At 69.3% G+C, this 19,279-nt stretch carries 9 protein-coding genes; 5 read left to right on the top strand and 4 right to left on the bottom strand.

The genetic code is table 11. The annotated features are described in order from the left end of the window. The first annotated feature begins 44 nt into the window (after positions 1-44). A complete protein-coding gene (locus tag BM436_RS29595; protein ID WP_093559576.1) occupies positions 45-533 on the top strand; it encodes a hypothetical protein in 489 nt (162 codons plus the stop codon). A 104-nt stretch (positions 534-637) separates the two neighbouring features. On the opposite strand, the gene BM436_RS29590 is transcribed toward BM436_RS29595, so the two are convergent. Continuing rightward, on the bottom strand, positions 638-1,012 hold the full coding sequence (locus BM436_RS29590; protein WP_177307606.1) for a DUF4148 domain-containing protein: 375 nt from the start codon (positions 1,010-1,012) through the stop codon (positions 638-640). A gap of 221 nt (positions 1,013-1,233) precedes the next feature. On the opposite strand from BM436_RS29590, the gene BM436_RS29585 reads away from it, so the two are divergent. Together BM436_RS29585 and BM436_RS29580 are read left to right on the top strand one after the other, a co-directional pair. After that, positions 1,234-2,130 (top strand): LysR family transcriptional regulator, encoded by an 897-nt coding sequence (locus BM436_RS29585; protein ID WP_093559572.1) that lies wholly within the window; start codon positions 1,234-1,236, stop codon positions 2,128-2,130. Positions 2,131-2,172: 42 nt separating this feature from the next. Beyond that, positions 2,173-3,825 carry a M20/M25/M40 family metallo-hydrolase gene (locus tag BM436_RS29580; protein ID WP_093559570.1) on the top strand — a complete coding sequence of 551 codons (1,653 nt, stop codon included), beginning with the start codon at positions 2,173-2,175 and terminating at the stop codon, positions 3,823-3,825. A 9-nt stretch (positions 3,826-3,834) separates the two neighbouring features. On the opposite strand, the gene BM436_RS29575 is transcribed toward BM436_RS29580, so the two are convergent. The 3 genes from BM436_RS29575 to nudC all read right to left on the bottom strand — a co-directional run bounded on the left by BM436_RS29575 (position 3,835) and on the right by nudC (position 6,717). After that, on the bottom strand, positions 3,835-5,244 hold the full coding sequence (locus tag BM436_RS29575) for a thioredoxin family protein (RefSeq protein WP_093559568.1): 1,410 nt from the start codon (positions 5,242-5,244) through the stop codon (positions 3,835-3,837). Between the two features lie 5 nt (positions 5,245-5,249). Beyond that, complete coding sequence (gene folE / locus BM436_RS29570; RefSeq protein ID WP_093559566.1) at positions 5,250-5,819, bottom strand: GTP cyclohydrolase I FolE; 570 nt, start codon at positions 5,817-5,819, stop codon at positions 5,250-5,252. Between the two features lie 82 nt (positions 5,820-5,901). Then, the gene (gene nudC / locus BM436_RS29565) at positions 5,902-6,717 is read right to left on the bottom strand and encodes an NAD(+) diphosphatase (RefSeq protein ID WP_093559564.1); all 816 of its coding nucleotides are present in this window, start codon (positions 6,715-6,717) and stop codon (positions 5,902-5,904) included. A 187-nt stretch (positions 6,718-6,904) separates the two neighbouring features. Here nudC and BM436_RS29560 point away from each other — a divergent pair, with 187 nt between their 5' ends. Together BM436_RS29560 and BM436_RS29555 are read left to right on the top strand one after the other, a co-directional pair. Continuing rightward, a complete protein-coding gene (locus BM436_RS29560; RefSeq protein ID WP_143133356.1) occupies positions 6,905-15,856 on the top strand; it encodes an SPM autocatalytic domain-containing protein in 8,952 nt (2,983 codons plus the stop codon). A gap of 220 nt (positions 15,857-16,076) precedes the next feature. After that, entirely contained in the window at positions 16,077-19,271 is a 3,195-nt protein-coding gene (locus BM436_RS29555; protein ID WP_093559560.1) for an O-linked N-acetylglucosamine transferase family protein, read from the top strand. The last annotated feature ends 8 nt before the right edge of the window (positions 19,272-19,279 follow it).

The raw sequence follows: 19,279 nt of genomic DNA, 5'->3' as shown, positions 1-19,279 counted from the left end.
GGGCGCCGCTATAATGGGCCGAATATCCACGGACCCGACCCGCCATGCGCCGACTCCTGCTCGCCACGCTTCCCCTGCTGCTGACCGCCTGCGTCAACGACAGCGCCACCTATTATGTGGACGGCACCAACCAGCACACCCTGTCGCTGCGGCGCCAGCAGGACTACTTCTGGAACGACAACAGCCGCATCACGCTGGTGGCGACGCGGCTGCCGGAATGCCAGCGCCAGATACCGCTGGGCGAAATGCTGCGGGACGAGGTCGACATCGAAGTGTTCTCCGGCGGCGAATTCCAGTGGAGCCTGCGCTCCGGCGACCAGGTGTGGCAAGTGCAGACGCAAAGCTGCGCGCTGGTGGGCGAGAGCGGCCCGGTGGCCGGCGCCAAGGTCGGCACCTTCAAGGTGAACGCCGACAACAAGCTGTTATTCGAAGAGGCGCCCAAGGCGCCCGGCGCCGGCCCTGCCGCCGCGGGCGCCGAGCCCGCGCCGCCGGTGGAGCCCGCCCCCGCCCCGACCGCCCCTCCCGCCAACTAAAAGTTTCCCCATTCACATCGGTGTCAGGCGCGACATTCGGACATTTCCTATCGGAAATGTCCGAATGTCGCGCCTGACACCGATGTTGTTTTGACAACTTCGGGTTAGTGGCGGGGTTGGGTTTGGGCGGAGGCCGTCACCGTGGCGGGGGCGCGCTGGGCGCGGGTGTCCGTGTACGTGGGGTAGTTGGTTTCGTTCACGTCGAGCGCGCCGGATGCGCGCGCGGCGATCACTTCGGCTTTGACTTGCTCGCGCGTCAGCGTCGATTTGGCCAGCTGGGGCGGCAGGTAGTTCGCTTCGCTGAAGTCGAGCTCGCCGGCGGCGCGGGCGCGCAGGACTTCGGCTTTCACCTGTTCCCGCGTCACGCCCGATTTTTGCTGGCCGCTGTATTGCGGGTAGTTGAGGTCGGCCGGCTGGGCAAGCGCGGCGCCGGCGGCGAGGACCAGCGAAACAGTGGCGATGAGGTGTTTGGCGTTCATGATGTGGCTCCTGTCAGATGTTGGGATGCGAGGTTTTGATGGATTCATCTTATGATTTAATTTGGCGATAGAAAAGCGCAATATTCCGTTCAAACTCATCGGATAATCGGATTGCATCCGCCTGTGTCTCTTCGCGGCACAGGCATGGGGAACATTGTGCTATTGTTGAATCCGGCAATAAATCACTGAATCACCACATATTTATTCGTCTAGGACGAACAATGGACCAGTTCCGCACCATGCAGATCTTCAAGGCCGTGGCCGAGGCGAAAAGCTTCACCCTGGCCGCCGAGCAGCTGGACTTGCCGCGCTCCACCGTCACCAACGCGGTGCAGGCCATCGAGCAGCAACTGGGCGTGCGCCTGCTGCAACGCACCACGCGCAAGGTCAGCCTGACGGTGGAGGGCATGGTCTACCTGGACCGCTGCGCGGCGCTGCTGAACGACCTGGAGGACCTGAACGGCCTGTTCCACGGCAGCGGCCGGCCGCCGGGCGGGACGGTGCGGGTGGACTTGCCGGAGCGCCTGGCGCACCGCGTGGTGATCCCGGCGCTGCCCGATTTCCTGCGCCGCTATCCGGACATCGACGTGCGGCTGGGCGCGAACGACCGCTTCGCCGACCTGGTGGGCGAAGGCATCGATTGCGCGGTGCGCGTGGGGGCGCTGCGCGACTCGTCGCTGATCGCGCGCCGCATGGGCGACATGGAGCAGGCGAACCTGGCTTCGCGCGCCTACCTGGAGCGGCACGGCCGGCCCCGGACGCTGGAGGATCTGCAGCGCCACGTGGCCGTCAGTTACTTTTCCAGCCAGGCCGGGCGCGACCTGCCGTGGGAGTACCTGGACGAGGACGGCGCGCCGCGCACGCTGGCCATGCCCAGCCGCGTCTCGGTCACCAGCACCGAGGCCTACCTGGCCTCCTGCCGCGCGGGGCTGGGCCTGATCCAGGCGCCGCGCGCCGGCCTGGAGGAGCTACTGGCCAGCGGCGAGCTGGAAGAGGTGCTGCCGCGGTGGCGGCCGGCGCCGCTGCCGGTGTCCATCATCTACTCGCACAACCGCCACCTGTCGCCGCGGGTGCGCGTCTTCGTCGATTGGCTGGCCGAGGTGATGCGGCTGGCGTGAATGTGACACAATGCACCCTCCAAGTTCCCCGCATCACCAAACATGAAAATCCTCCTCAGCCTGGCGCTGGCGGCGAGCGCCGCGACGGCCTCGGCGGCCCCCCACCAGATCGACGGCGCGAACGTGCTCAAGCACATCACCGCGCTGGCCTCCGATGAATTCGAGGGCCGCGCGCCCGGCACCCGCGGCGAGACCCTCACCATCGCCTACCTGCAGGACGAGTTCAGGAAGCTGGGCCTGCTGCCCGGCAATCCGGACGGCACCTTCCTGCAAACCGTGCCGCTGCTGCATCTGCAATCGGTGCCGGCCGTGGGCTACACGGTGGCGGGCAAGGCCACGCCGCTGGCCTTCCCGGACGACGTGGTGGCCTGGTCCATGCGCGCCGACAAAAGAGTGGCGGTCGCCAATTCCGAGCTGGTGTTCGTCGGCTACGGCGTGGCCGCGCCCGAATTCAAATGGGACGACTACAAGGGCGTGGACCTGCGCGGCAAGACGCTGGTGATGCTGATCAACGACCCGCCGCTGCCGGACCCGAAGCGGCGCGGCCAGCTGGACGCGGCCGCGTTCGGCGGCGCGGCCATGACGTGGTACGGCCGCTGGGCCTACAAGTTCGACATCGCCGCCAGGCTGGGCGCGGCCGGCGCGCTGATCGTGCACGAGACCAAGCCGGCCGGCTATCCCTGGGACGTGGTGCGCAACAGCTGGGCGCGCAGCAACTACGGCGTCAAGCACAAGGGCGACACGCCGGGCTATCCGGCCGTCAACGGCTGGCTGCGGCTGGAGAGCGCGAAGGCGCTGTTCAAGGCGGGCGGACACGACTTCGACGCGCTGAAGAAGGCGGCCCTGTCGCGCGACTTCAAACCGGTGCCGCTGGGCGCGCTGGCCAACATCACGGTCGCCAACGGCTGGAACGAGACGGCCTCGCACAACGTGGTGGCGAAAATCGAGGGCTCCGATCCCGGGCTCAAGGACGAGTACGTGGTCTACACCGCGCACTGGGACCATTTCGGCATCGACGAATCGCTGCCGGGTCCGCGCGGCCGCCAGATCTTCCACGGCGCGGTGGACAACGCCTCGGGCGTCGCGGCGCTGCTGGAGATCGCCAGGGCCTACAAGGCGCTGCCCAAGGCGCCGCGGCGCAGCGTGCTGTTCCTGCTGACGACGGCCGAGGAGCGCGGCCTGCTGGGCGCGCAGTACTACGTCCGCCATCCGCTGTATCCGCTGGCCAAGACCGTGCTCAACATCAACGTGGACGGCCTGAACCTGTGGGGCAGGACGCGCGACGTGGAGCTGGCCGGCCACGGCAAGTCGACGGCGGACGCGCTGGTGGAGGCGGCGGCGAAGCGGCAGGGCCGCGTCGCGCGGCCGGAGGGCAATCCCGAGGCCGGCGCGTTCTACCGCAGCGACCAGTTCGAGTTCGCGCGGGCCGGCGTGCCGGTGGTGTACATGCTGGCCGGGCGCGACTACATCGGCAAGCCGCAGGGCTATGGCGCGGGCAGGCAGGACCAGTACACGGCGCAGCACTACCACACGGTCAACGACGTGGTGCAGCCGGGCTGGGACATGGCCGGGGCGGCGCAGGACATCGCGCTGCTGTACCAGGCGGGCTACCAGGCGGCGCAGGACGCCGCCGCGCCGCGCTGGCTGCCGGGGGCGGAGTTCAAGGGCGTGCGCGAGGCGCCGCCCGCGAAATAAAACGACGCCTCACAGATTGGCGTTGAGGCCGCGCAGCAGCGCGCCGGCGTGGGGGCCGGGCACGGTCAGCATGGCCAGCTTGCCGGCCAGGCGCTGCAACTGGTTGCGGTTGCGCTGCTGGTAGGCGTCCGCCGTGGCGGCGATTTCCTGCGCCATGGCTTGCGCCGCCGCCTCGATGCGGGGCTGGTCCTCCGGCGTCAGGTCGATCACGCTGACCAGGTAGGTCGTGCCCCATTGGAGCCGCGTGGCGCTGCCCGCCGACGCCTGCCAGGCCTTCTCGTACCAGCCCAGCGTGCCGGGAATGTCGCCGCGGCGGCGCGCGGCGGCGGCCAGGCTCAGCATGAAGTAATACGGCGCGTGCGACGCACCCAGCTCGGCCAGCAGCAGCGCGTCGGCCTCGTCCGCCAGCCCGGCCTCGTTCAGCGCGCTGGCGGCGGTGTTGACCAGCGCGTGGCGCGCGGACGGTTCCTGCACCTCGGCCAGCGCCACCGCCACGGTTTCCCGCACCAGCTCGGCGATGCCGGCGGCCGGCGCGCCGATGCGCGTCAACCGCATGCGCAGGCGCACGGCGATCAGGCGGTCGGCCAGCGGCAGCCAGGTGTCGGTGGCGAAACGGCGCGCGGCCTGGTCCAGCGCCTGCACCAGCTCGGTCTGCCGGGCGCCCGACCATTTCACCAGGTTGAAGCCGTTGTTGACCAGGATGTCCATGTTGGCGCGCGCCAGCTTGGCGTCGCCGAACACCGCCAGCAGGCGGTCGGCGGCGGCGGCGATGGCGGCGGCGGCCTGCGCCGCGCTGGCGGCGGCGTTGCCGCCGGCCGCGCCGGTGTCGATGCGGCCGGCGGCGGCCACCTGCGCGTGCAGGTGCAGCCGCGCGCAGGCGTCGCCCGCCGGGCAGGCTTGCGCCAGCCGCGCCAGCACGGCCGGCAGCTCGGCGGCGGGCAGCAATTTACCCTCGTCGGTGTCCCAGGAATACAGGCTCAGCAGCGACCACTCGGCCGGCTCCAACGGGCGGGCGCCGGCCTGCCCCGCCTGCAGCGCGGCCTGCAGCGATTCGGCGGCGGTATGGGTTGCGGCCAGCGCCAGGTCCAACGCTTCTATGAACAATTCACCGTCCAGCTCGCTCGGCAAGCGGGTCAGCTCGCGGCCGTCCGGCGCGTACAGCACCAGCGTCGGATAGGCGCGCAGCTTGTATTGCGCGGCCAGCGCCTGCGCGCCCTCGGCGTCGCCGTCCAGCCAGAACGGCAGCAGGCTGCGCATGCGCTGCGCGAACACGGGCTGGCCGAAAATGTCCGCCTTGACGCGGTTGCACGGCGGGCACCAGCCGGCGCCCCAGTACAGGAACAAGGGCCGCCCGGACGAAGCGGCCAGCTTGAAGGCGGCGCCCAGATCGCCGCTTTGCCATTCGATCGTCGCGCCCATGATGCTTAACTCCCCCTGGCCAGCGCCAGGAATTCGGTTCGCAGCGCCAGGTTGGGCTGCAGTTCGCCCAGCATGGCCGAGGTGATGGTTTCCTCGCCCGGCGTGCGGATGCCGCGGCTTTCCATGCACAGGTGGCGGCACTTGACGACCACGCCGACCGCCTTCGGATCGAGCGCGTCCATCAGCGCGTTGGCGACCTGCTGCGTCAGCCGCTCCTGCACCTGCAGGCGCTTGGCGAAGCAATCGACCAGGCGGGTCAGTTTCGACAGGCCGACGATTTTGCCGTTGGGCACGTAGCCCACCGTGGCCGTGCCGAAGAACGGCGCCAGGTGGTGCTCGCAATGGCTGTAGACGGGAATGCCCTTCACAACGATCAGCTCGTTGTACTGCTCGGCGCCGTCCTCGAACACTTTCAGCAACTCGACCGGGTCCTGCTCGTAGCCCGAGGTCCAGTGCTTCCAGGCCTTGGACACGCGGTGCGGCGTCTCCAGCAGGCCCGGACGATTGGGATCCTCGCCCAGGCTGCTCAGCAGGCGGCGCCAGTCGTGTTCGGAAAATGCCTCTTCTTTGCTCATAATCTTCGTGCCATAAAAAATGCGATTGCCGTCAGTATATAGAAAACGGCGGCGCGGCACCGGACACCACACCATATCAGGGCTATTTGCCCGGGGGCCTGTGGGCGTTCACCAACTCGGCCGCGATCGACACCGACACCGGCCGCTCCGGCCACTCGTCGTCCGGCCCGAACCAGCGCGCCTCGGCGATCTCGGCCTGGTCGACGCGGATCTCGCCGTCCAGGTAGTCGGCCGTGAAGGCCAGCATCAGCGAATGGGGGAAGGGCCAGGACTGGCTGCCGAAATAGCGGATGTTGTGCACGCGCAAGCCCACCTCCTCGTGCACCTCGCGGTGGATGGCCTCCTCCACCGACTCGCCCGCCTCCAGGAAACCGGCCAGCGCCGTGTGGCGCTTGTAGGGCGACTGGGTGTGCATGGCCAGCAGCACGGCGTCGCCCTTGCGTATCAACACCATCATGGCCGGGGAAATACGCGGATAGGCGGTGTGGCCGCAGGCCGCGCATTTGAAACTGCGGTCGCCCTTTCCCAATTCCATGGGCGTGGCGCAGGCGCCGCAATAACGGTGGGTCCGCGCCCATTCGGCCAATTGGCAGGCGCGGCCGGCCAATCCCACGAATTCATCGTCCAGCACGCCGAACAGCGCGCGCAGGCCGTGCCAGCCGTAATCCGGGTGGGGCACGGCCTCGCTGTCGGTCCACGCCACCTGGCAATAGCGGCCGTTCCACTCGCCCAACGGATGGACGCGATGTTGCTCAAACGCAACCATTGCCTCCTTTTCGGGCAGCGCCAGATCCGACAGACGTAATAATACGCGGCCGCCATGGAATAAGAAGGTGAGCGGATCGACATCGTCGCGGGGAGTTAATAGCGGATTAAAAGCGGCTGGAGTTTTAAGCATTTTTATATCTTCGTTAAAAAGTAAAACGACAATTTTTAAAACAAATTCTAAACATTATTGCAATGAGTGACGCAAATTCGCCGCTAAGTCTTTGTTTTGCTACCAAGATTTAAGGGGTTTTTACCGCCCTGCTCTCAACTTCCAGGAAATTGCATGTAAGATATATTGCTGCCAGGAGATTCTAAAAATGCCCTCTATACTACCAAGCCTTTCGACCACTCAAATCGCCTCGCTCTCGACGGCGCAAATTGCTTCGCTGACAACAGCGGAGATCGCGTCCATCACCAGCGAACAGTTGAGGGCATTCACGGCCTCGCAGATCGCCGCGCTCGGCACCCAGCATATCCGCGCGCTGAGCACGGCGATGGTGCCCGTCATGACCACCAACCAGGTGGCGGGCCTGACCACGCGCCAGGTGCAGGCGCTCAACAGCGGGCAAATCCCGTCGCTGACGACGGCGCAGATCGACCTGGGCCTGGGCTCGGCGCAGATCGCCGCGCTGACCACCGCGCAATTGGGCTACCTGAGCACCAGCCAGCTGGCCTCGCTGCAGACCAACGACCTGGCCGCGCTGACCACGCTGCAGGTGTCCACGCTGAGCACGGCGCTGCTGACCAGCCTGGGCGCCGCCCAGCTGGCCGCGCTGACCACCCAGCAGGCCGCCGCGCTGAGCTCGCGCCAACTGAACGCCATGGGCAGCGAGCAGCTCAACGCGCTGGAAACGGCCGACGTGGCCGCGCTGCGCACCGCGCAGATCGCCCAGCTCGCCACCGCCCAGCTGAGCCGGCTGTCGACCGCCCAGATCGCCGCGCTGACCACCGCGCAAACCCAGGCCCTGACCAGCGCCCAGATGGCCGCGCTGGGCAGCGACCAGATCGCCGCGCTGGACACCGCCCATTTCGTGGCGCTGAAAACCAACCAGATCGCCGCCATCGCGACCGCCCAGGTGGCCCTGCTGGGCACCGCCCAGATCGCCGCGCTGACGGCCGCCCAGGCCGCCAACATGACGAGCAACCAGGTGGCCGCGCTGAACTCGGCGCAGCTGGCCGCGCTGGACACGGCCGACCTGGCCGCGATGAAGACCAGCCAGGTGGCCGCCATCGGCACCGCCGCCCTGGCCACGCTGGACGCCGCCCACGTGGCCGCGCTGACCACCTTGCACATCGCCAACCTGGCCACGCGCCAGCTGGCCGCGCTGAGCACCACCCAGATCGCCAACCTGAGCAGCGCGCAAGTGATGGCGCTGACCTCGCGCCAGATCTCGCTGCTGAGCAGCAGCCAGCTGGACGGCCTGGAAACGGCCGACTTCGCCGCGCTGAAATCGAACCAGGTGGCCGCGCTGGGCACCGCCCAGGTCGCCACGTTGGGCACCGCCCAGCTGGCCGCGCTGAAGAGCGCCCAGGCCGTGGGCCTGGGCACCGCGCAGATCGCCGCGCTCACCTCGGCCCAGCTGGCCGCGCTGTCGGCCGCCACGCAGGCCACGCTGAAGACGCACCAGATCGCCGCGCTGGCGACCGCCAACATCGCCTCGCTGGGCACCACCCAGCTGGCCCTGCTGACCACGCTGCAAGTGGGCGCGCTGACCACCGCCCAGCTGGGCGCGCTGGACAGCACCCAGATCGCCGCGCTGAGCACGCTGCAAGCCTACAGCCTGTCCACGCGCCAGCTCGCCTCGCTCTCCACCGCCCAGATCGCCGCGCTGGAGACCGAGGACCTGGCCGCGCTGAAATCGACCCAGGTCGGCGCCCTCGGCACGGCCCAGCTGCTGGCGCTGTCCACCACGCAGATCGCCGCGCTGAAATCCAGCCAGACCATCGCGCTGAGCAGCGCGCAGATCGCCGCGCTGGGCAGCGCCCAGCTGAACGCGCTGTCCACCGGCACCGTCGGCGGACTGAAGACCCAGCAAATCGGCAACCTCACCAGCGCCGCCATCGCCGCCATGAGCACCGACCAGCTCGCGCTGCTGAGCACGCTGCAAATGACCGCGCTGAACTCGGCGCAGCTGAACGCCCTCACCAGCGACCAGCTGGTGTCGCTCAGCACGCTGCAACTGGCCGCGCTGAAAACCAACCAGATCAACGCCCTGCTCACCGAGCAGGTCAACGCGCTGGAAACGCTGGACTTCGCCTCGCTGCGCACCGCGCAGATCGCCGCGCTGTCCACCACCCAGATCGCCAACCTGAGCACCGACCAGATCGTCGCGTTGACCACCGCCCAGACCGGCGCGCTGACCACGCTGCAACTGGGCGCGTTCAGCATCCAGCAGCTGGCCGCGATGGAAAGCGTGGACTTCGCCGCGCTGAAGAGCCATCAAATCAACGCGCTGGGCAGCAACGTCATCGCCACGCTGAGCTCCAGCCAGTTGACGGCGCTGTCGTCCGGCCAGCTGAACCAGCTGGCCACGCTGCAGATCGCCGCGCTCACCACGGACCAGATCGTGGCGCTGACGACGCAGCAGATCATCGGCTTGAACACGCGCCAGGTTTCCTCGCTGACCACCAGCCAGCTGGTCGTGCTGGAGACGGACGACTTCGCCGTGCTGCGCACCCACCAGTTGAACGCGCTGGCCAGCGAGCAGGTGGCCGTGCTGACCACCGACCAGATCGTCGCGCTGACCACCTCCCAGGCCTCGCAACTGGCCACGCGCCACATCGCCGCCCTGGGCAGCGACCAGGCGCGCGCGCTGGAGACGGCCGACCTGGCCGCGCTGCGCACCCACCACGTCACCGCCTTCACCACCGCCAACCTGGCCGCCCTGAACACCGACCAGCTGCAGGCGTTCACCACCCAGCAGGTCGGCGCCCTGCTGACCGACCAGCTGCGCGCGCTCACCACCGACCAGGTCGCCGCGCTGACCACGCTGCAGATCGGCGGCCTGCGCAGCCACCAGATCGCCGCCCTGCTGACCGGCCAGGTGGCCGCGCTGGAAACCGACGACTTCGCCGCGCTGCGCTCCAACCAGCTGGCCGCGCTGACCAACGAGCAGATCGCCGCCGTCACCACCGACCAGATCGTGGCGCTGACCACGTCCCAGGCCTCGCTGCTGGGCACGCGCCACGTGGCCGCCCTGACCAGCACCCAGGTGCTGGCGCTGGAAACGGCCGACCTGGCCGCCATGCGCACCCAGCACTTCGCGGCGCTGGCCAGCGACAACGTGGCCGCCCTGAACACCGACCAGCTGCAGGCGCTGAGCACGCTGCAACTGGGCGCCTTGAACAGCGCCCAGGTGCGCGCGCTGACCACCGACCAGATCGTCGCGCTGGGCACGCTGCAAGCGAGCAACCTGCGCAGCCAGCAGATCGCCGCGCTGACGAGCGCGCAGCTGGCCGCGCTCGAGACGGGCGACTTCGCCAGCCTCAAAACCCAGCAGATCACCGCGCTCACCACCGAGCAGGTGTCGCAGCTGAGCACCGACCACATCGCCGCGCTGACCAGCGCCCAGGCGATGGCGCTGACCACCCGCCAGCTGGTGGCGCTGACCACCGACCAGGTGCTGGCGCTGGAGACGGCCGACGTGGCCGCGCTGAAAACCAACCAGATCGCCGCGCTGACCACCGCGCAGCTGGCCGCCGTCAACACCGACCAGCTGCAGGCGCTGACCTCGGTGCAGTTCGCCGCCCTGAACAGCGACCATCTGGCCGCGCTGGGCTCGGACCAGGTGGTCGCCATCACGTCGCGCCAGCTGAACGGCCTGACGCTGGCGCAAATCCCCTACCTGGGCACGGCGCAGCTGGCGGCGATGGACACCGCCCAGTTCGCCACGCTGCAGACCCGCCACATCACCGCGCTGACCACGCTGCAGATCGCCAACCTGGACACGGCCCACCTGGTGGCGCTGACCACCACCCAGATCGCCGCGCTGACCTCGCGCCAGATCGCCGCGCTGGGCACCGCGCAGCTGCAGGCGCTGGAAACGGACGACCTGGGCGCGCTGAAGACCAACCAGATCACCGCGCTGGGCACCGACCAGCTCGCCGCGCTGACCACCGACCAGTGGCAGACCCTGAAAACGGCGCAGCTGGCCGCGCTCACCAGCGACCAGGTGTCCAACCTGAGCACCGACCACATCGTGGCGCTGACCACGCTGCAAGTGGCCGGCCTGGGCACGCGCCAGATCCGCGCGCTGACCGACGCGCAACTGGCCGCGCTGGAAACGGACGACTTCGTCACGCTGAGCACGCGCCAGGTGGCGGCCTTCACGGTCGACCAGCTGGGCCAACTGAGCACCGACCACATCATCGCGCTGACCACGCTGCAAGCCAGCGCGCTGACCGCCAGCCAGCTGGGCAACCTCTCTGCCGGCCAACTGGCCGCACTGCAGACCGACGACCTGGCGGCCCTGAAAGTGGCCACCCTGGCCGCGCTGGACGCCGGCCAGTTCGCGCAATTGAGCACCGACCAGATCATGGCGCTGACGACGGCCCAGGCCGCCGGCCTGGCCACCCTGCAGATCGCCGCGCTCACCACCGACCAGATCGCCGCGCTGGAAACGGCCGACCTGGCCGCGCTGAAGAACACCCAGCTGGTGGTACTGGACGGCAACCAACTGGCCGCCATCACCACCGACCAGCTGGGCACGATGAAAACCAGCCAGCTGGCCGCGCTGACCACGGCCCAGTTGCCGAGCCTGACCACCGACCAGATCGTCGCGCTGGGCAGCGACCAGCTCAACAGCCTGACCGTGGCGCAGATGGCCACGCTCAGCACCGACCAGCTGGCCGCGATGGAAACGGCCGATCTGGCCGCGCTGAAGACGCGCCAGATCTCCGCACTGACGGTGGACCAGATGGCCAGCCTGAACAGCGACCAGCTGGGCGCGCTCACCAGCGTACAGTTCGCCGCGCTGTCCAGCCTCCAGCTGGGCGCGCTGACCACCACGCAGATCCAGGCGCTGCAGACGGACGACCTGGCGGGCCTGCGCGCCGGCCAGATCGCCTGGCTGAACGACGACCAGGTGGCCGCCTTCACCACCGACCAGATCGCCAGCCTGACCAGCGCGCAGATCCCGGCGCTGTCCACCGACCACATGGCCGCGCTCACCACCGACCAGATCGTCGCGCTGACGTCCGACCAGTTCTCGGTGCTGGGCGCGTTCCAGCTGAACGCGCTGAGCGCCAACCAGCTGGCCGCCATCGAAACCGCCGACTTCGCCGAGTTGCGCACCAGCCAGATCGCCGGCCTGTCGCTGGACCAGATCCCGCTGCTGAGCACGGACCACGTGATCGCGCTGACCACGGCGCAGGCCGCCGCGCTGACCACCGCGCAAGTGCAGGCCCTGACCGACGAGCAGCTCGAGGCCATGGAACTGGACGACCTGCTGGTGCTGCGCACCGGCGCCAGCTCCTCGCTGAGCGTGTCCCAGATCACCGCGCTGAGCACCAACCAGCTGCAAAACCTGGGCGCGCTGCAACTGTCCTACTTCAATAGCGACCAGATCCTGGCGCTGACCACCGACCACGTGGTGGCGCTCACGACGGCCCAGGCCGCCGCGCTGACCACCGCGCAGATGGGCTCCCTGGACGCCAACCAGCTGATCGCGCTGGAAACCGACGACATCGCCGTGATGGGCACGCAGCAGATCGCCGCCATCGCCACCGACCGCATCGGCTACCTGACCACCGACCAGGTCATCGCGCTGAGCAGCAACCAGGTCGCCGCGCTGACCACGACGCAGATTTCGCAGATGGACGTGTCGCAGCTGAACGCGATCGAGACCGCCGACTTCCGCGCGCTGAAAGCCACCCAGATCGCCGTGCTGCCGGGCGCCGTCATCACCGCGCTGAGCTCGGACCTGATCGCCGCGCTGTCCACCAGCCAGTTGTCCGGCCTGAACAGCGAGCAACTGCAGGCGCTGGGCGACGACCAGTTGGTGGCGCTGTCCACCAGCCAGGTCGCCAGCCTGGGCACGGCGCAGATCGGCTACCTGCTGGGCAACCAGCTGGCCGCCATCGAAACCGCCGACATCGCCGCTCTGGGCACCGCGCAGCTGGCCGCCATCGGCACCGACGCCATCGGCTGGCTGACCACCGACCAGATGGCCGCGCTGACCAGCAACCACGTGGCCGCCCTCGCCACGGCGCAGATCGCCGCGCTGGACGACGCGCAGGTGGAGGCCATCGGCAGCGCCGACTTCCGCGCGCTCAAGAGCAGCCAGCTGGCCGCGCTGAGCGCCACCCGCGTCGGCGCGCTGGGCACCGCCCTGGTCGCCGCGCTGACCACCAGCCAGCTGCCGGGCCTGAACAGCGACCAGATCGCCGCGCTGGGCGACGACCAGCTGGTGGCGCTGACCACGCAGCAGATCGCCGCGCTGAGCACGCTGCAGACCTCCTACCTGCTGGGCAGCCAGCTGAACGCGCTGGCCACCGAGGACGTGGCCGCGCTGACCACGGCCCAGGTGTCGACGCTGGCCACCGAGCGCGTGGCCACCCTGGCCACCACCCAGATCGCCGCCCTCACCAGCAACCAGGTGATGGCGCTGAGCTCCGACCAGCTGGGCGCCTTCGACAACGACCAGCTGAACGCGCTGGACACGGCCGACTTCCGCGCGCTGAAGAGCGCGCAGATCGGCGGCCTGAACGCCGCCGTGTTCGCCGGCCTCAGCACCACCCTGATCGCCGCGCTCGGCAGCGCGCAGCTGCCAGGGCTGAACAGCGACCAGATCGCGGCGCTGACCGACGACCAGTTGACCTCGCTGACCACCCACCAGATGACCGTGCTGACCACGGCGCAACTGGCGGCGCTGAGCGCCGCCCAGCTGGGCGTGCTGGAAACGGCCGACCTGAACGCGCTGCGCTCGAACCAGATCACCGCGCTGGGCAGTGAGCAGCTGGCCGGCCTGACCACGGCGCAGGTGGGCGCGCTGTCGACCTCGGCCATCTCGGCCCTGACCGTCGATCAGCTGTCCACCGGCCTGACGCTCGACCATATCGCCGCGCTGACCACGGCGCAAGTGCGCGCGCTGGGCACCGCCCAGCTGAGCAGCCTGGCCACGGCCCAGGTGGCGGCGCTGGAAACGGCCGACGTGGCCGCGCTGGCCACCCAGCAGGTCGCGGCCCTGGCCAACGACCAGCTGGCCGCGCTGGGCACCGACCAGTTCGCCGCGCTGTCGACCGCCGGCGTGGCCGCGCTCAGCCTGGACCAGATCAATTCCGGCCTGAGCTCCGACCACATCGCCGCGCTGACCACCACCCAGGCCGCGGCGCTGACCTCGAACCAGCTCAACAACCTGAGCGCCAGCCAGCAGGCGGCGCTGGAAACGGCGGACGTGGCGGCCTTGACCACGCGCCAGATCTCGCAACTGAGCAGCGGCGCCTACATCGCGTTCACGACCGAACAGGCCGCCGCGATGGGCACCGACCAGTTCCGCGCCATCGGCACGGCCGGCATCGCCGCGCTGGACACGGCCCGCATCGCCGCCGTGACCACCACGCAACTGGCCGCGCTGACCACCGCGCAGACCCGCGCCATCACGCTCGACACCCTGGCCGCGCTCAGCACCGACCAGTTGGTGGCGCTGAGCACGCAATCGGTGGCCTACCTGACCACGGCCCAGATCCAGGGCCTGGCGCTGAGCCAGGTGCCGGCGCTGGCCACCGTGCAGGTGGCGGCGCTGACCAACAGCCAGATCAACGCGATGACGGCCGACCAGATGCTGGCCCTGGGCACCACCCAGATCGCCTCGCTGACGACGGCCCAGATCGGCTACCTGAGCACGGCGCAACTGCCGGCGCTGAGCAACGCCCAGCTGCAGGCGCTGACCGTGGACCAGGTCGCCGCCATCAAGCTGAGCCAGATCACCTCGATCAGCGTCGACCAGTTGGCCGTGCTGCTGACCGAACAACTGGTGGCGCTGACCACCGCGCAGATCCAGGCGCTGAGCAACACGCAGATCGACGCGCTGTCGGCCACGCAGGCCGCGACCTTGCTCGACACGCAGGTCGCCGCGCTGAAGAACTCGCAGATCGCCGCGCTGACGGTGGACCACATCCCGTCCTTCACCACCGACCAGCTGGGCGCGCTGTCGACCAGCCAGTTGAACGCCTTCAGCGCCACGCAGATCGGCTACCTGACGGCGGACCAGATCGCGAACCTCACCAACACCCAGGTCGGCAACCTGAAGACCAGCCTGGTGGTGGCGCTGAGCGCCACCCAGATCGCCGCGCTGACGGAAACCCAGATGCCGGTGCTGAGCACGGCCGGCCTGGCGGCGCTGAGCACCACGCAGATGGCCGCGCTGGAAACGGCCGACCTGGCCGCGCTGAGCGTGGCCCAGGTGGCCGCCTTCAGCGCGTCGCAGGCGGCGGCGCTGTCGGTCGACCAGACCATGGCGCTGGATCCGGGCTCGCTGTACTACGCGACGCCGCTGGTGCTGGACTTGAACGGCGACGGCGTCTCGACGCTGTCGATGCGCGACGGCGTCGCCTTCGACATCGACGCGCGCGGCGCGGCGGTGCACACCGGCTGGGTGGCGCCGACCGACGGCCTGCTGGCCCTGGACCGCAACGGCGACGGCCGCATCAACGACGGCGGCGAGCTGTTCGGCGGTGCGACGGAACTGGGCGGCGGCGCCAAGGCGGCGGACGGCTACGCCGCGCTGGCCCAACTCGACAGCAACGGCGACGGCCGCATCAACGCCGCCGACGAGGCCTTCGGCCAGCTGCGCGTGTGGGTGGACGGCAATAGCGACGGCGTCAGCCAGGACGGCGAGCTGAACACGCTGGACGCGCTGGGCATCGCCTCGATCGCCACCGGCGCCAGCGCCAGCGACGCGGTACAGAACGGCAACAGGATCGGCCTGTCCTCGACCTGGACCGACACCGCCGGCGGCACGCACGCCAGCGCCGACGTCTGGTTCGCGGTGCACGGCAAGGCGCCCACGCTGCAGCAGCGAGTTGGCGGACTGAGCCAGGCACTGGCCAGCTACGCCGGCGACGGCGCGGCCACGGCCGGCGGCGCCGCGCTGCCGGACGCGCCGGGCCGGACGGCCCTGCCGCAACAGGCGCAAGCGCTGGCCACCGAGCTGAACCGCTACAACGCCAACGCGCCGCTGGGCGGTTCCGACGGCGCGGCCGACCCGGCCGACCGCTGGCGCAACGCGGGCCAGCGCCAGCAGGGCTGGCTGGCGATGCCGGACAAGTGACACCGACGGCGGACGGCGCGGGGCCGACGGTCCCGCCGCCGTGCGCCGTCGTCCGCGCCGCCGTTGTTTGCCCGTCGCGCTCCCCTATGAGCGCAGCATTTGTTGCCCCCGCTTTCGCGACAAGAAGGTATGATAACGCCTGCCCTTATGGCCGACTGAACCGTCTTTCCGACGGGCAGAACCGCTTGCCCATCGGATCGACCATACCGAATGAAAAGCCATGACCGTTCAAGCAAAACTTCCGTCAGCCCCTTCCGCGCCGGCAGCGGCCGCGCCTGATGCGGCGGCCGCGCTGGCCTGGGCCGCGCGCGGCGACATGCCGATCACCGACCTGTTCAACGCCGCCGCGCAGTTGCAGGGCGCCGGCAACGCCAAGGGGGCGGTCGCGCTGTACCGTCTTTGGTTGGAACAAAGTCCGAGCCCGCTGGCCTACGCGGCCCGGTTCAACCTGGCGGTCACCCTGTCCGCCGTGGGCGACGACGCGGGCGCCGAGGAGATGTACCGCGCCGCCAGCGCGCAGCACCCCGGCTTCGTCGAGGCGCGCCTGAACCTGGGCACCCTGCTGGAGCGGCTGGGCCGCCCGGACGAGGCCCTGGCCACCTGGCGCGACATCCTGACGCCGGCCGTGCTGCCGGCGCCGGACAGCAACAAGCCGCTGTACCTGCAAACCCTGAACAACCTGGGCCGCCTGCTCGAGATCCGCAAGCAGTACCCCGCCGCCGAGGACTACCTGGCGCGCAGCCTGATGATCGATCCCGAGCAGCCGAACGTGATGACGCACTGGGTGCACCTGCGCCAGAAGCAGTGCAAATGGCCGGTGTACGCGGGCCTGCCCCACATCCCGCTGGCCAAGATGATGGAGGGCACGTCCGCGCTGGCGATGCTGAGCGCGTCCGACGATCCGGCCCAGCAGCTGGCCGCCGCGCGCCGCTTCGTCGAGGAAAAGGTCGAGGCCAACGTGGCGCCGCTGACCGGCGAATTCGGCTACGGCCACGAGCGCATCCGCATCGGCTACCTGTCGTCGGACTTCTGCTCGCACGCCGTGTCCATCCTCACCGCCGAGCTGTACGAGCTGCACGACCGCGCCAGGTTCGAGGTGTACGCCTTCAGCTGGAGCCGCGAGGACGGCTCGCCCATCCGCGCCCGCGTGGTCAAGGCGATGGACCACTACATCCGCATCGACGGCATGACCGACGAGCAGGCCGCGCACACCATCCGCAGCCTGGAGATCGACATCCTGGTCGACCTGCACGGCCTGACCCTGGGCGCGCGCCCCAACATCCTGGCCTGCCGCTCGGCGCCCGTGCAGCTGACCTACCTGGGCTTCCCCGGCAGCACCGCCCTGCCCGGCGTGGACTACGTGCTGGCCGACGAGTTCCTGATTCCGCCGGAGCTGGCCGCGCACTTCACGGAAAAGCCGCTGCACCTGCCGGAGACCTTCCAGATCAACGACCGCCGGCGCGCCATCGGCACCTGCCCCACGCGCGACAGCGTGAAGCTGCCGCCGGACGCCTTCGTGTTCTGCTCCTTCAACAACAACTTCAAGTTCACGCCCGAGGTGTTCGGCGTGTGGATGAACATCCTGCGCCGCGTGCCGAACAGCGTGCTGTGGCTGGTGGCGGACTACGACGAGGTGCGCGACAACCTGTGGCGCTACGCCGAGGAGGCGGGCGTGGCGCGCGAGCGGCTGATCTTCGCCGGACGCGCCGTGCCGCACGAATACCTGGCGCGCTACCAGCTGGCCGACCTGTTCCTGGACACCTATCCGTTCAACGCCGGCACCACCGCCAGCGACGCGCTGTGGGCCGGCCTGCCGCTGCTGACCTGCGCCGGCCACACCTTCTCGGCGCGCATGGCGGGCAGCCTGCTGCGCGCGGTGAACCTGCCGGAACTGGTGACCTTCAATTTCCAGGACTACGAGGACAAGGCGGTGGAGCTGGCCAACGCGCCGGAACGCATCGCCGCGATGAAACAGCAACTGGTGGACAACCGCTACACCTGCGCGCTGTTCGACAGCCCGCGCTTCGTGCGCAACATGGAGGCGCTGCTGGAAACCGTCGTCAAACCCGCGCGGCCGCAGCTGCGCGCCCCCACCCCGTCGCCCCAGGGCCAGCCCATGCAGATAGAGCAGATCCCCGTCGTCACCGTCTCCTACAACGCGCCCGACCTGATCGACGCGCTGCTGCGCACCTTCCGCGAGCATTACCCGAACCCGGTGTACGTGATCGACGGCTCGCACCCGGCGCAGGCCGAGCAGGTGGGCCAGGTGGTGGCCAAGTACGACAACGTGCAGTTCATCCCCTTCGGCTACAACATCCACCACGGTCCCGGCATGAACTGGGCCATCAACAACCTGGGCCTGACCGGCCCCGTGCTGTTCCTGGACTCCGACGTCGAGATCCTGCGCCGCGGTTTCCTGGAGTCGCTGTACGAGGCGCTGGGGCCGCGCCAGTACGGCGTGGGCGGGGTGCAGCAGGTCAACGAGCTGGGCCAGCCGCTGGACGTGGGCGGCTACCGCTACCTGCATCCGGCCTGCATGCTGTGCAACATCGACGTGATGCGCCAGTGGCCGCGCCCCATCAAGCACGGCGCGCCCATGCTGCCGACCATGATCGCGCTGCAGAACGCCGGCTCCGGCGACCTGCTGGGCCACGTGGAATGGGTGAAGAATGATTTCGGATCGAGCTCGCAGCGCGTGTTCATCAAGCACGACTGGCAGGGCACCGTGATCCGCACCGGCGGCTACCACTACCACGCGCCGGCGGCCACCCACGTCAACGAGCAGCTGCTGGCGCTGATGCCGGCCGGCGCCGTGAAGGTGGTGGAGGTGGGCTGCGGCGACGGTTCCTTCGCCAAGGCCTACAAGGAGCGCAACCCGATCTGCGACTACATCGGCGTCGAGCGCGACCTGGCGCTGGCCAACCAGGCCCGCCCCCATTGCGACTTCGTCTACCAGCAGGACATCGCCGCGCCGGACGCCCAGCGCGACGCGCACACGGCCGGCGCCGACCTGTGGGTGATGGACGGCGTGCTGGAAAAGCTGGAAGACCCGCTGGCCCTGCTGCAACGCATCCGCGCCGCCAGCCCGCCGGGCGCGATGGTGGTGGCCTCGGTGCGCAACTTCCAGCACTGGAGCACGCAAGTGCGCATCAACTCGGGCGACATGCGCTACCAGACCGGCACCACCTTGGCGCCGGGCGACCGCCACCTGTTCACCCGCGGCACCATGCTGCAGATGTTCCAGCAGGCCGGCTTCGCCATCCACGGCGGCGCCTCCATCATCCTGGACGAGCCGGAACGCGAACGCTACCTGCCGGCGCTGCGCCTGATGGCGCAGGCCACCGGCATCGACCCCGAGGTCGCGGTGGAGGACGCGCTGCCGCGCCAATACCTGATCGCCGCCCGGTCGGCGTGAGCGCGGAG

Origin of the sequence: Pseudoduganella namucuonensis, assembly GCF_900116645.1 — a bacterium.
Lineage (GTDB): Bacteria > Pseudomonadota > Gammaproteobacteria > Burkholderiales > Burkholderiaceae_D > Rugamonas > Rugamonas namucuonensis.
This window is presented reverse-complemented; position numbering and strand designations above follow the sequence as displayed.